General features: G+C 54.1%; 12 protein-coding genes. 5 read left to right on the forward strand and 7 right to left on the reverse strand.

Features of this window, described 5'->3' with window-relative positions:
• The first annotated feature begins 134 nt into the window (after nt 1-134).
• Both AB9K37_RS08250 and AB9K37_RS08255 read left to right on the forward strand, forming a co-directional pair.
• Nucleotides 135-1259 carry a hypothetical protein gene (locus AB9K37_RS08250; protein WP_369837057.1) on the forward strand — a complete coding sequence of 375 codons (1125 nt, stop codon included), beginning with the start codon at nt 135-137 and terminating at the stop codon, nt 1257-1259.
• Between the two features lie 47 nt (nt 1260-1306).
• Nucleotides 1307-2449: a hypothetical protein gene (locus tag AB9K37_RS08255; RefSeq protein ID WP_369837060.1), complete on the forward strand. Its 1143-nt coding sequence runs from the start codon at nt 1307-1309 to the stop codon at nt 2447-2449.
• 43 nt (nt 2450-2492) lie between these two features.
• Here the strand turns inward: AB9K37_RS08255 and AB9K37_RS08260 are convergent, their stop codons facing one another.
• Nucleotides 2493-3212, reverse strand: coding sequence for a hypothetical protein (locus tag AB9K37_RS08260; RefSeq protein WP_369837063.1), 720 nt, complete (start codon nt 3210-3212; stop codon nt 2493-2495).
• Entirely contained in the window at nt 3209-3910 is a 702-nt protein-coding gene (locus AB9K37_RS08265; protein WP_369837066.1) for a SapC family protein, read from the reverse strand. Before AB9K37_RS08265 ends, AB9K37_RS08260 begins: the two co-directional genes overlap by 4 nt.
• 51 nt (nt 3911-3961) lie before the next feature.
• On the opposite strand from AB9K37_RS08265, the gene AB9K37_RS08270 reads away from it, so the two are divergent.
• Genes AB9K37_RS08270 through AB9K37_RS08280 form a run of 3 tightly spaced genes read left to right on the forward strand, consistent with a single transcriptional unit; the run spans nt 3962 to nt 7881 of the window.
• A complete protein-coding gene (locus tag AB9K37_RS08270; protein WP_369837068.1) occupies nt 3962-5671 on the forward strand; it encodes a type I secretion system permease/ATPase in 1710 nt (569 codons plus the stop codon).
• Nucleotides 5664-7013, forward strand: a complete 1350-nt coding sequence (locus AB9K37_RS08275; protein WP_369837071.1) for an HlyD family type I secretion periplasmic adaptor subunit — start codon at nt 5664-5666, stop codon at nt 7011-7013. Before AB9K37_RS08270 ends, AB9K37_RS08275 begins: the two co-directional genes overlap by 8 nt.
• Nucleotides 7014-7032: 19 nt before the next feature.
• Nucleotides 7033-7881 (forward strand): hypothetical protein, encoded by an 849-nt coding sequence (locus AB9K37_RS08280; protein WP_369837073.1) that lies wholly within the window; start codon nt 7033-7035, stop codon nt 7879-7881.
• Nucleotides 7882-8322: 441 nt separating this feature from the next.
• Here AB9K37_RS08280 and AB9K37_RS08285 read toward each other — a convergent pair whose 3' ends face one another.
• From AB9K37_RS08285 to AB9K37_RS08305, 5 genes are read right to left on the reverse strand one after another with little or no spacing between them, the layout of a single operon-like run.
• Nucleotides 8323-8739, reverse strand: coding sequence for a globin family protein (locus AB9K37_RS08285; protein ID WP_369837076.1), 417 nt, complete (start codon nt 8737-8739; stop codon nt 8323-8325).
• A gap of 5 nt (nt 8740-8744) precedes the next feature.
• Nucleotides 8745-9188 (reverse strand): cytochrome c5 family protein, encoded by a 444-nt coding sequence (locus tag AB9K37_RS08290; RefSeq protein WP_369837078.1) that lies wholly within the window; start codon nt 9186-9188, stop codon nt 8745-8747.
• A gap of 4 nt (nt 9189-9192) precedes the next feature.
• Complete coding sequence (locus tag AB9K37_RS08295; protein WP_072707661.1) at nt 9193-9762, reverse strand: DUF3365 domain-containing protein; 570 nt, start codon at nt 9760-9762, stop codon at nt 9193-9195.
• Between the two features lie 55 nt (nt 9763-9817).
• On the reverse strand, nt 9818-11284 hold the full coding sequence (locus AB9K37_RS08300; protein WP_369837081.1) for an ammonia-forming cytochrome c nitrite reductase subunit c552: 1467 nt from the start codon (nt 11282-11284) through the stop codon (nt 9818-9820).
• Nucleotides 11285-11296: 12 nt separating this feature from the next.
• Nucleotides 11297-13159, reverse strand: a complete 1863-nt coding sequence (locus AB9K37_RS08305) for an FAD-dependent oxidoreductase (RefSeq protein WP_369837083.1) — start codon at nt 13157-13159, stop codon at nt 11297-11299.
• Between the last annotated feature and the right edge of the window lie 141 nt (nt 13160-13300).

A 13300-nucleotide genomic window follows, 5' to 3' on the forward strand; every position in this document is an offset into this window, starting at 1 on the left:
GCGCTCTATGGGCTCAGGTCTTGCACCCTCCCGACATTGTTGGCTAAGTGCGCCCACTAAAGGGTTGGGCGGCTTGGGTGACCTGGCTGGCCGACTGCAGGACGAATACGCATTGAATGACGGGGCGTAGTAAGATGACTATTTCGAGTAAGAAAACTCTGGTTCTTCACATCGGCGACCCCAAAACCGGATCAACTGCAATTCAAGACGCGCTTGCGACAAACCGAATTTCGGTGAACGGGCAGCTTCCTTATTATAACTCCAAACTCGCCCACAATGTGATCGTGAAGCACATCCGTAACTACGAGGGCAGTGAAGAAAAGAGCAAGGAACAAGCAAGATCAGCGCTGACCAAAATGGCGAACGGGATAGCTCATTCTGACTCGGATATTTGTGTTATCTCTGCTGAGTTGCTGGCGGACATCTCTGCGACCCGGTTCAAGAAGATTTACGATGAGTTCTTTGCGCCGCATGTTAGCGAGCTGAAGGTCATTGCATATGTTAGACCGCATATTTCTTGGATTCTGGCGACCTTTGGAGAAAGCCTGAAGATTGGAAATTTCAAAGGTGATCTTGAGGCCTTCTATCTCAGCCGCATGAAGCGAGATAACATTTTCCCGTATCATGCGAGGTTCTCGGAATGGAAAGCCGTATTTGGCGAGGCTTTTGTTCTGCGGCCTTTCTCTCGTCGGCTCCTTGTTTCTCAGTCAGTCATTTCCGACTTCTCTGAATATGCGTTTGGCTCTGGAAATTACGAAATAGCTGATTTGACACGACTTGATCGGAGCAACGTTTCGCTTGGCCTTGAGGATCTCCTTCGGATCTCCTTTCTGCACGAATTCGTAGAGCATAAGCCTTGGATCTTTCGTCATCATCTGGGGTGGGAAGTCCATCGGGTGATTGGAATGACGCAGGGGCACGACAAAGCGAAGGCTGGCCCGAAGACAAAAGTCCAGATTCACAAAGATTTGGCGAAGAAAGCGCAGAACAGGTTCCTCGAGGATGCCAAATCGATGGACCGAGACTTTTTTGCGGAGACGCCATTCTTAGCTGAAGCGTTGGATGACGCTGTCCGTTCGGCCTGCGATACGCCACAATCAATGCTGCCTGAGGACTACTTTTCAGAGTCAGAACTGCGAACGCTTACGCTCTTTTCAGAAATGTTCGCGAGTGCTTTTGAGAAGCAAGCCGAACCTTGGGTCCGTCACTTTGAAGATCTGCGCATTCAGACACGTGCCAAGAACCTCAGTGAAAGCTGAGACAATAATCATAGCTTTGCGCTACCCCTTCTGCGGGAGAATTGTTCGTGATTAAAAATCTTGTTTTTCACATCGGCGATCCGAAATGTGGGTCGACTGCAATTCAAGCGGCGATGCGTAAAAATGCATGTGTACCAGAGAAAACAACGCTCGTAAGCCAACCCGAAACCAACGCGAGTGTGCTCGCCAATGTAATTGCCAAAGGTAATCAGCAGAGAATAAAAAGATTATTGAATGCCAAGCGAGCGTGGTGCGAAAGTAATACTGCTGACGTGGGGATTATATCTGCAGAGTTTTTTGAAAGAGTTGCCCCTGCTCAGTTCGATGCAGCCCTGAAAGAGCACTTGCCAGAGTATTCTCAAGATGTCCGAGCGATCGCATATGTCAGATCTCATTCAGGTCGTTTGATCTCTGGCTACGCACAACGCATCAAAACTGGGGCCTTCACCGGAAACTTGGATGAATTCACAGGTATTATGTGCGGTGGCACGCTGCTTCAGTATCATCCGAGGTTTCTGGGATGGAAAAAGCTCCTACAAGAGCGGTTTACGTTGCGTCCCTTTATGTACGGTGAGTTAAAGTCAAACGACATCGTTGATGACTTTTTTTCCCATCTGCTGGGGGGCGAAAGGTACAAACTGGAATCTGTTGAGCCGTCGAACGAAAGCCTGTCGCTGGAGGAACTATCGGGCCTATTAATCGTTCAAGAGGGGCTCATTCAGGGAGGTGTTCCCAAACACTTGCGACTTCCTTTGGGAGCGGCCGTCGCCAGACAGTTGAGCGGTAAATCGAACAGGTTATGGACCAAGCTTCGCCTTGATAAGCGGAATGCCGAGAAAATGTACGCGCGTTTCAAGGATGATGCACGTGCGCTTGATGCTGAGTTCTTCCAACGCCCCTTGATGGAAAGTGAACTACTCCGAGCAATCGAAACTTCGATCGAGACCCCTCAGTCTTTGAATGCAAGTCAATTTTTTTCAGACAGGAAGATAAAAAAGCTGCGAGAGGCGTCGGAAAGAATCTCCCAGTTCTCTGCTGAGGATATGAAGAGTTGGCACAAGGAGTACCAAGTCGAAACAGGTCAGCTTTCTGGGGAAAGGCCCAAAAAAGCAACTTTCAAACGACTAATGGCGCCTGAAAGACAAGTTTGGAAAGCAGTGGATGAAATCGTGTCCCATCTACTGCCATAAAGCTTCCTTTGCGAGCTGCGCTGGTAGACGCATCTTGTCATGCTTAAAACTGAATAGAGCTGCCAGATGAAAGGAACTTGGAGATATCCAGCCCGTCTTTCTTTTCTTTGATTTCACTCGGAGAGTCGTGCAGCATAAAGGCAGAGAACCTCTGTGTGGTCACATAGTTCCTTTGGGAAAACAACATGACCATCAATAGCCGAAATGCTTGCGCGTGGGGTCGCTGCAACGTTTTTTGAAGCAGAGCGTTCTGATCAATTTCGTAAATGGCTGGATTGATGTCATTTGTCAGGAAGCCTTCTTCGACAAGAATTCTCGCTGACGTCGTTAAACGTTTTCTGCCCTGAGCGAATCTGACGAGAAGTCTCTTCAATGAAGCCTGATTTTCGGGGCTACGAGCTTTGTTTTCTCCGATATGCAGGTCTAGGAGCCTCTCTTCCTTCCCAGAGGCTGTTGCATTGAATGGCAACAGCCGCAACGCCATTGGTAAATAATGCATTTTCCATTCGCCTGCCACGTTGGTTGGAGGAGAGACAAGGCGGTCTCGCCGTAAATCAAGCATTATCTCTGGCCCTTCGCTGCCTGCAATCGCTGCGATGGGAAGGTGATAGGCGATCATATGAAGTTCACTGTAGGTCAATGGGCAAAAGCCAAGTGATTGTCCGAAGTTCAGTGGTCCATCGTCTGGCCATGCTGCAAGGTGCTTCCCGCTGATGGGATCGGGCCTGGGCTTCCCTGGTAGATTTGCGTACCACTCAGTCATGAAATTTCTATTTCCCGCTCGTTTCGTCGAATAATCTGACCCATACGGAAAAGGGATAGCCGCTGGGCTGAGAGAAATGCTAAAGCTAACTTCCAGCTCTCGCTTGGGATCCCCGCCAGTAAAATAGGATGGTTGATTTCTAGAATTGCGGTGAAAAACTCAGGAACCTCAAACCGCTCCTGAATATCGGATGGCAACTCAACCGGTTCAAGCATGTTATGCCGCACTAGTGCCGATGTGAGAGAATTTTCCCACTTAGCGGTACGCGTGAACAGCTCAAGTTTCTTCAGTTTCAGCTCAGCACCCGAGCTCATATTCCCAAGGTGGTCGTAAATGTAGGAGCCGGCGTTTCGCTCTGAAGCTGGCGCGGCGCGATCCAAGCCGATGTCGAAATCTCCAAGCAAGTGATTTTTGTGTCTGAAGGGGTAGGCCTGCAAAAGTGTGGGCAAGGCATCAAGTCCCAGCCTCCTAATGCCCGGAATTTCAGCATCTCTCAGTAAGGTGCGGACGGCAACTAGCTCGAGCCCGCCGACATCGTTGCGTCGCCAAACAATCGGGTAGTGACTACTCAGAGCGAAGCTTTCCTCCATGCAGATTGGTACAAATCTCTCGCGCAGTGTTGGCTTGTATGAAAATGGATCAAAGATCCTGTGAGCTGTATCCCAAAGCTCTTGAAGAGGAATGAAAGATTGATACAAGTTCGGAGACCTTTTTGCTAGGCCCTGAATATATTGGGCAATGGACAGATAATGAATATTGCAAGTCTTTTAAAGCGATATAGCTCCCAATACCTCACACTGTGGTTTGTAAGCTCTTTTGTTGCGATCTTGGCGCTGAGCCCCTTCATCTACCTCTTGCAGGTCAGCTCACGTGTGTTCGTGAGCTACAGTTGGGAGACGCTCTGGTTCCTGACTGGGCTGGTCGTTTTCATTTTGATCGTCTGGGGTGCCATCGGCTACTACCGTGACAATGGCCTTTCTGCGATCGGTTTCAAGATCGATAATGACCTACGATCATTAGTTTTTGGTGCGGTGCACAGAAGCGGTCAGAAAGATGCCTTTCGCTCTTATTCTGATATTGCCATTTTCCGCGACGGGGTCACTGGAAATTTCACAGCGAACTTGATGGATGCGACACTGACGCCCCTATTTGTTGGTGTGCTCTTCATTCTGCACCCTGTATTTGGTTGGGTCTCTATTGTGCTCATCGCTCTGATTACACTGTTCAGTTTTCAGGCGCGCAAAATTTGGAAACTCGCTCGGAAAGAAGCAAAGCCATTGGAAGATGAAGCCTATGCTTTTGGTCTTTCTACAGCGGCAAAATCCGATGTGATCCGCGCAATGGGGCTCATGGAAGGTGTCCGCCACCGATGGGGCAAGTTACAAGCAGATGCCTCAGATAAACTAATAACAGGCAAGATGTCGGCGCGATATGTGGAGACGTATATCAACGTTTTGAACCGTGGGATGATGGTGCTGGTCATTTTCGTCGGGGCGGTATTGTTTTTGCTCGACAAGGTAACAGCGGAGACGGGCATGGCTGCATTTATTGTTATGATGCGAGGCGTGTCGCCAGCGGTCGCGATTGCAAAGAATTGGTCTGTGGTTCAAGAGACCCGCGACGCGATGCAAAGGTTGAACGGGGTTCTCGAGAAGAATCAGGAAGTGAAGAAAGCCGCTCTGCCGACTATGGTTGGCCACCTCACCTGCGCACATGTTGGTTACAGGACCAAGGCAGGTAAAAGCTTGCTTTCTGGGGTCCATTTCAGTGTTCCAGCAGGGTCCGTTGTTGCGGTGATCGGCCCGAGTGGTGCCGGGAAGTCTACTCTGCTCCGGTTGCTTGCAGGAGCAGAGCAGGCCAGCGCTGGAAATGTGAAAATTGATGGCTTTCCTATGGCGCAGTGGCCCGAGGCACAGCGCGGCGCTTCGATCGGGTATTTGCCTCAGACTGTGGACCTATTGCCGGGGACGGTGGCGCAAAACGTCTCTCGGTTTGATCCAAACCAGACAGACAACACCAAGATCTTCGAAGCGCTCGGCCGTGCCGGGGCGTTGGAGATGGTCCAAGGCCTTGAGCGTGGCCTGAATTTTAACCTAGCACCAGATGGTGCGCCGCTGTCCGGTGGACAAAAGCAACGAATTGGTTTGGCACGCGCCTACTATAACTCGCCCCGAATTCTGATCATGGACGAGCCCGATTCCGCTTTGGATTCCGAAGGAGAAAAAAATCTCGCCTACGGCATTCTCGAGATGAAGCGCTCCGGGGCGACGACTGTTTTCAGCACGCACAAGACCAATATGCTTCAAATCAGCGACTATGTTCTGGTGATCAAAGACGGCTACATGCACTCATTCAGTTCCAAGGATGATATGATCGGAAGGCTTGAGCAGTCGGGAAATCGCTTGCTTGCGACCAACGACGATACTGATGCCCCCAAAGGAGCGCAGTTACATGGTTAACACAAACACACTCCCTGCGCCCGAGACCAGCAAACGGCCAGAGCTGTTGCATACGGATCGAATTCTAAACCGCGCTATTCGCAATAGTGTCCTGCTGATTGTTATCTTCTTTGGCGGACTTGGATGGTGGATGTACACAGCGCGATTGGATAGCGCTGCGGTCTCATCAGGTGTGATCGAGAATGCTGCGAATACTCAGATAATCCAGCACCTTGAGGGCGGGATTGTCTCCCAAATCTTGGTGCGGGATGGGCAAGAAGTTGAGCAGGGCGATGTTCTTTTGCGCCTTGACCCTACGACCGGTGAAGCTACTGCGGAACTCTACAATACACAGCTGCTCGGATCACAAGCAAAACGCGTTCGATTGGAACAAGAGATCGAGCTTGGAGACGTATTGGAGTTCCCAGAGGATCTTTTGATGGCTGCACAAAATAGTCCGGCATTTCAAAAGCAACTCAACGACGAAATGCGTCAGTTCTCACTGTCGAAAACGACATTGGAGCAAAATGAAGAACTTTTCCGCACACAGATCGAGCAGTACCGAGAAGAGATCAAGGGCCTAGAACTCGGGCGCAGTATTGCGGAGAGGGCGCTGGAGCTTGTCGAAGGGGATTTGAAGAATCAGCAGAGTTTGTTTGATCGTGGGCTGACCAATCAGGCGGCGGTTCTGACGTTGCTCCGCGAGCAGTTAGAGCTTCAGGAGAAGATTGCGCAGGCGGAAATCGACATTGCAAGAACGAAGCAGTCAATCTCGGGTCTCGAGTTGCAGATTCGTCAGTCGGTTGAAACCTATCGTCAGACTGCAGCTGAAGAACTCGACGAAGTGAACACAGAGATCCGTGCATTGGAGCGTGATCTGATCGTCAGTAGCGATTCCCTGAAGCGCATCGAGGTCAAGGCCCCTGTTTCGGGCACCGTGCAGGAGAGCATCCTAAGCAATGTCGGAGCTGTCATCGGCTCTGGTGAGACGATCATGAAGATTGCGCCAAACACGGCGGATTATGTGATTTCGGCCAAAATTTCTCCGAACGACATTGAGAACATTCTTCCGGGAATTGAGGCACTGATTACCTTCCCTGCGTTTGCGAGTATCGAAATGGCGCCAGCCAAGGGCGAGCTTTTCGCAGTCTCGCGGGATAGAATCGTCGATTCAGCCTCTGATGAGAGTTATTATGAAGCCGAAGTGCACATGCTTTCAGAAACTGTGCCGGATGAGATTAAGGATAAGTTGGTTGCTGGTATGACGGTCTCAGTCATTCTGCCAACTGGCGAGAGAACTGCATTGGAATACGTTCTCACACCCATTTTGCGGCGTTGGGACAGCGCAATGCGCGAAGAATAAGATATTAGAAAGCAAGTCTATGATTGAGGACATTAAACTAACCACGGGCCTCGCCCTAATTCGCTACGAAGCAAAAGGTGGGCGCTCAAATGCCATCATTCGGGCCCACATTCCCACGCAATCTCGCGATAACTTGACCTTGATCACTGATCCCAATGCGCAGAGCGACGTCCTCGCCGAACCCGGCGATTGCTGGGTTGTGCGGTGCCAAAGGCCAGCGATCCTCAGCCTGGAGATCGAATCAATCCATCCTGGTGAACCTGCGCGCGCTGGTGTTATGGTCGAATACCTTGGCGAGAAGTCTGCCCAGAAATGGAATTCCTCGTCTGCGGCGAAGCGCATCGATTATCGAGATCGCAACGCAGCCTCCAGCCAATACCGGAGTGAGCCCAGTTACGAAGATCGCGTCATTGCCCATATTGCAAATGTCGGAGATGTCACCGTTAAAGCGGGCGATTGGGCGCGCGGCAATGGCGCAAACCAAACGATCGAAGGCCTTCTGCTGCCAGCGGAGAACAATGTAAATATCGTCGTGCGTGATGCGAACACCGGTCAAGTGGCGCATCCTGGTCAGTTCCTCGGCTCGCGCGGTCGGGCGCGTCCTTTGACCAGATTAGAAATCTGGATTGATGGCCCTGATCGTGACCAGCGTATCGAAGTTGAAGCACTGTATGAGAGAGCAGGTTTCTGTAAAGAGGTTGGTAGCGCGGTCGAAATCTCAGGGCTTGATGACTCAGATGCTCTGATCGGATTGAAGTTGCATACTGCAGGGGCAGAAATGGCGAGAAGTGGTTCATTCTACCGCGACGACTCTCAGAGTTTTGGAAATGGTCAACGACCAGCGAGAAGCAAGCTATTCAAACGCTGATCGCCGTACTTTTGTGCTGTGAACATCCATTGAAGGGCTGTTGACTGAATTTTTCGGTCAACAGGTACAGTCGCGTTAAGATCTGGCGATTTGAGTTCGCCGACCAAGATATTTGGCCAGATTGACGCCCATCAGGCTGTTAACGCCGCTCTATGATTGTTCAGCGGCAGGTCATGTTGATCTTGGACCAGATGAAGCTCAGTGCATTTAAGCGCGACTTGCGCTTTGAACTTGGGTGAGTTGTTCGTCGGCTTCGGCAACTCTGATCTCCTCTCCGCGAGAGGTTTGCAGATAAAAAATCGAATCTTAAATCAGTGTCCGAAACGCGGGGTGAGCGAACGGCTCGATTTTCAGAGCCTTAAAGCACGCAACGCGTTGTGGGAGGGTCCATCCTGGCGCTAGAGCGAGAAGGGCCGAACTATGTCGCTCGGCCCGGAAAGATCAGGCGGCGGCTTCGTTTTGTGCCTCAATCATCACGCCTGCGAGGACGCCGTAAGTTTCTGCCCACGCTTCTTTGACTTCGGGGGTGAAATCATCGCCAAGGCCTTTGCCGAGGGTGAAGAGCAGGGCCTCGCCGACATAACCGTAGTGCTCGGGCGTCACTTCGTAACCGTTGTGGCGGCGGCCAAGATCCTGAACGGCGGGCAGAATTTCGTCCAGTTTAGTGAGGCCGTTTACAGCGATCGCCAGCATCTGCATCAGTTTTTTCTTCTGCTCCGTCATATCTTCGGGGAAGAGGGGACGCACTTGCGGCGCAAGTTCGAAGAGCTTGTCGTAGAAGATGTCAGCCGCGGGGCCAGCGATCGGTGCGACTTTTTTGAAGCTGTCTTGCACGAGGGTAATTTTCTCAGGGGTCATTTCTCTCATTCCTTGTTTGTTGCGATGAAGGCGAGTGCTTCATCCGCGCCGCCGCTCGCCCAAACCATGAATGCCACGGATGCTGCGATCTCTGCGTCGCTGAGGTCGGGATTGCCGCCGCGGGCGGGCATTTCGGTGTAGGTCTTGCCCACAAAGCCCTGCGTGGCATGTTCGATTAGGGTGGGCAGCCCCTGCGCGATGCGGGGCTGCCATTTGTTGGTTGCGGTAATTTTTGGGGCGCCGGTAGCTTTGTTCCCGCCGTGGCAGGCCATACAGGTGCCCTCCCAGACACCTTGGCCTTCTATCAGCATTGGGGTGTCCGGCTGGGGCAGTCGGTCCACTGTGACAAAACCGTCAAGCCCACGTGCAGATAGCACGTCGGACAAGGCGACTTCTGCCGCTGCGGGGGCGCCCACAAGGAGCGCCGCGCAGATCACCGCACGCCGCACCAGATCACTCCACAGGGATGCGGATAACCACACCGCCCATCACGTCACCGCCTTCGAAGTCAGTCTTGGGCGAGTCCTTGTGATCGTTGTGGCACGAGGTGCACGCCTCGGCCACAGCGACGTCGGCGTAAAACGCGGTAAAGTAATTCTGACCGCCAAGCTCTTCTTCGCCGTAGAAGTTCTCACCAGGGTTATCGACGAGGTACTGTAGGCCCTCTTTTTCGAGGTCGGTTGCAGGAGCGTTCTGCTTGTTAATCGGCCAGAGCGACAACAGCGAGTACGAGAAAGCATCGGTTTCTTCGGCCACCATCTCCGCGCCAAAGCGGAACATCTGTGCGGGCAGAACCAGCGCTTTTTCATCTTCGAAGTGTTCGGAGGCGGTGATGACTTTTTCTTTGACCGCCAGACGGTTGACGATCATGCGTGTGTAGACTGTGCGGTCCGAAGACATGACAAGGTGCAGCAGGTCCGCAACTTCTTGCTCTTCCATTTCGGCGTGGACGGCAGTGGCTCCGCTGAACGCCATTGCGCCGCAGAGAAGGACTGCTTTGATTTTTGTTCCGTAGCTGGTCATAACTATCTCTCCTGTTGGATTATGATTTGGCAGGGGTTTGCGTGGGACCGTGCGTTCATTGGTTGGCGCCTTGGTCGGACGGTTCCACGCGGCTTGTCGCCCAATCGATGCTTTCGATGTGGCGGGATGGTTGGCCCTTGAAGTTGTTCGCGATCAGCGCAGGGTCGGCGAGCGCATCGATCGCAAAGCCCAATCCATGACAGTCTAGACAGACAGAGCGGATCATCTTCTCGTTCGGGCGAAGGTTGTCGTTCTGGTTGTGGTTGGTGACGGCAAAGCCTTTTTTCTCGGACTGCGGCATGTGGCAGGTGGCGCAGGTCACGCCGGTGCCCGCGGGTGCGGTGCCTGTGGCTTCTGCCTGCCAGAGGGCAAAGTGCGGGCTTTCCTCGTAGCTTTGGCTGTGATCGTCGTTGTGACAGCTAAGGCAGGCGGTTACGGCTGTTTGCTGTGGTGCTTCCTTGTGCGGAGAATGGCAGGAGGTACAGGTCATTCCCAGACCGTGGACGTCCTCCGACAGGTCGACCAAAGCCTCGTCCGTGCTCATCATCGCAGGCGGTGTCGGGTCGTTAAGAAAGGCATTCAGCGCGGTGACTAAATCTTCGGGGGCATCTTTCCAGCCCAGAGATTTCAGCTGTTTGCCTGCGTCTCGAGGCTTCGAGATTTTCGAGTGCTGGCGCATCCCGTGACGGCCGAGAGAGAAGCTCTTGGCTGCGGGTTTGTGACAGTCCGCACAAATGCCCTCTTCGGGGTGGTCGGTCCAAGCCTGTTCTTCGGGGGCGTGGCAACTCGTGCAGGTGACATCCGCCGCAGCATGGGCCGTGCCAGCCCAATCGTGGGCGATCTCGTCATCCTGAACAGGCGCGTCGAGCGAGGCCAAATAGCTCTCTATCTCGTCTGTGCTGCTGGCGCGGGGCAGTTGGGGCAGGGCGGCTGCGGCCACCACGGGTTCGTCCATCAGCCACGGTGTATCGGCGTGCTTTACAAGGAAATCCTCATAAAGTGCGCGGTTGTCATGGTAGTTGTGGCAGCCCGAGGAGGCACAGGTGTCAAAGGTCAGGTTTGCGTGGCTCTCGCGGTCTTTGCGAATGTCCTGCTCGCCTTCGGAATGGCAGGCCACGCAGTAATCGCCTTGCAGGGTCACCATCATCGGCAGTGTGATTTCCGGCTGGTGCTCGGAATGGCAGGACGTACAGAAGCGCCCGTCAATTTTTTCCCAGTAGCTGGCCATCCGCGGGTTGGTGAACTTCTTTTTCGGATGGCTGTCGTCAGCCTCTTTCAACTCGTCTTTGTGGCAGGTCGTGCAGGTCTTGTTGATGTCCTTGCGGACCGTGGCTTGACTGTCGAACGGGTCCGAGGTGTGGCAGGTTTCGCAGGCGATCTCAAGCTGGTGGTGGGCCCCAGCTGTTTGACCTGGCAGCAGGACCGTCCGGTCGCCGCCGATATAAAGCGCTGCGAAAACAGCGCCTGCACCGACAAAGGTCAGCAGGCTCCAGAGCATCCAAAGAAGGGCGTTGCGTGACATCTGTTGCCCTCCTTAGAACGCGTAACTGGTTAAAACATGGGCGAGGATCAGCAACGGCAACGGCCAGATCATCACGATATGGGCCCAGGTGGGCCAACGGCGGGCGGGTTTGCGGGCGGTTCCGATGCGGCGGGCACGGAGTTCGTGATCGCCCCCCGTTGCCAAACCGGCTGCCGCGCCAAACACCAGCGTCGCGGCAAAGCTGATAAAGAGCATGAGGTTCAGGTTGTCACCGGGACGCAGCCCGGTGTGTACAATCAGCCCGATTGCAGCCAAGGCACCGATCCCCAGATGGATCAGCCGCCAACCGTCATAGGCCCCAAGCTTGTCCATAAACCGCAGGCGCTTGCGCAGGCCGATCACCAGCGCGGCCAAAGTGAACCCAAGCAGGACAAAGCCTGTCCACTGCCGCACGATATTGTCGCGCCACAGCCAAACGCGCAGGCTCTCTGCGTCGAAACTGGTGCGGTAGGGGATGCGCGGCACAAGCGCGACGGTCAGAGCAGCGAGCGCGGCCAAAGCAGATAAAATCAGGATGGGGCGATACCAGCGAACGGGCTTGGGGGCTGCGCCGCTGTTTACCATCTCTTCCAGCAGCGGAACACACGTGCCGCAGACTGTGCCTGCGCCGGTCGCCGCGCTCAGCGCTTCGGGGGTGTTGGCTCCGCCTGACATCGCGTCGCGCAGCCGTCCGCAAGTAACACCAGTGCAGTTGCACACGGTCGCGGCATTTGGCATCTGCGAGATGTCGCTGTCTTCTTCAATCCAGAGCGATCCACCGCGCAAGAAGCGCCCGACCATCCAAGGGAAAATCAACGCTTCGTTCTGGATGGCGCTTTGGACGCGGCTGGCCTGAGACCAACTTCCCACGGCAATCGCGCCGACCAAACGGCCCCCACGCAGGAAAACACGACGATATCCAGTCTCGCCGCGCCAGACACGACTGCTTACGTCGGCGGCAACTTCCAACTGCTCAATCTGGCCAACAGAGAAAACGTCCGCACCGATGACCTTTAGCTTTGTGGTCGGAGTTGAGCCCGCGTAGTGCCCGTGTTCTCCCAGAATGTCCGCGACGGCTGCATCGGCTTGCTCGTAGCCGGGGCCGACCAGACCATGCACGATCCCTCTGTGCTCAGCGCATTCGCCGATCGCATAGATGTCGGGGTCTGACGTCCGCATGGCATCGTCGACAGTGATCCCGCGGCTAAAGCGGAGTTCCGCGGCCTGCGCCAAATCGGTTCGTGCCCGAACGCCAGTACAAATTATGACGGTATCGCAGGGCAATACAGTGCCATCTGCGAGCCGCACGCCCTCGACCCGGTGCTCGCCTTCGATGGCGCGAACCGCGACGCTTGCGTGAAGCTTGACGCCAAGCTCTATGATCTTCTCGGCCAAGACCGCGCCGCCATCCTCGTCCAATTGACGGGGCATTAAGCGGTTCTCATGTTCGACGACGGTGACTTGGGCTTGGCGCTGCTGCATCCCGCGCGCAGCTTCTAGACCCAGCAGGCCTCCCCCGATCACGACAACGCGACGCGCACTAATACTGCGAGCCATCAGGGCAGAGGCATCCTCGGCCGAGCGAAAGGTGAAAACGCCGGGCAGGTCGCGACCGGGCACGCCTGGGATAAAGGCCCGCGATCCGGTCGCGATGATCAGCTTGTCAAAGGGCCAAATTTGTCCATCAGCCGTGGTCACAAAGCGCTGCGTTCGATCAATCGACTTGGCGCGCATTCCGGTCAGCAAGCGCAAATCTTGCCCTGGGTCATCAAAGCCCGGCGTGACGATTTCCCCGAATTGGACGGCACCTGCAAGCAAGGGGGTGAGCTTGACTCGGTTATAGGGCTCGAACCTTTCGGTGGACAAAACCGTCACCTGAGCTACTCCCCGATCATTGGACAGGATCTGGCATAAATTAAGCTACTCGTTGCACCTGCTGATCGGGTTGGGTTCCGTCTTTTCTCAGCCAATAAAGCATGGCGGGCGGTCTGCCGCCAAGGGCTGAGTGAGGGCGTT

This window comes from Donghicola sp. XS_ASV15 (assembly GCF_041224595.1).
GTDB lineage: Bacteria > Pseudomonadota > Alphaproteobacteria > Rhodobacterales > Rhodobacteraceae > Donghicola.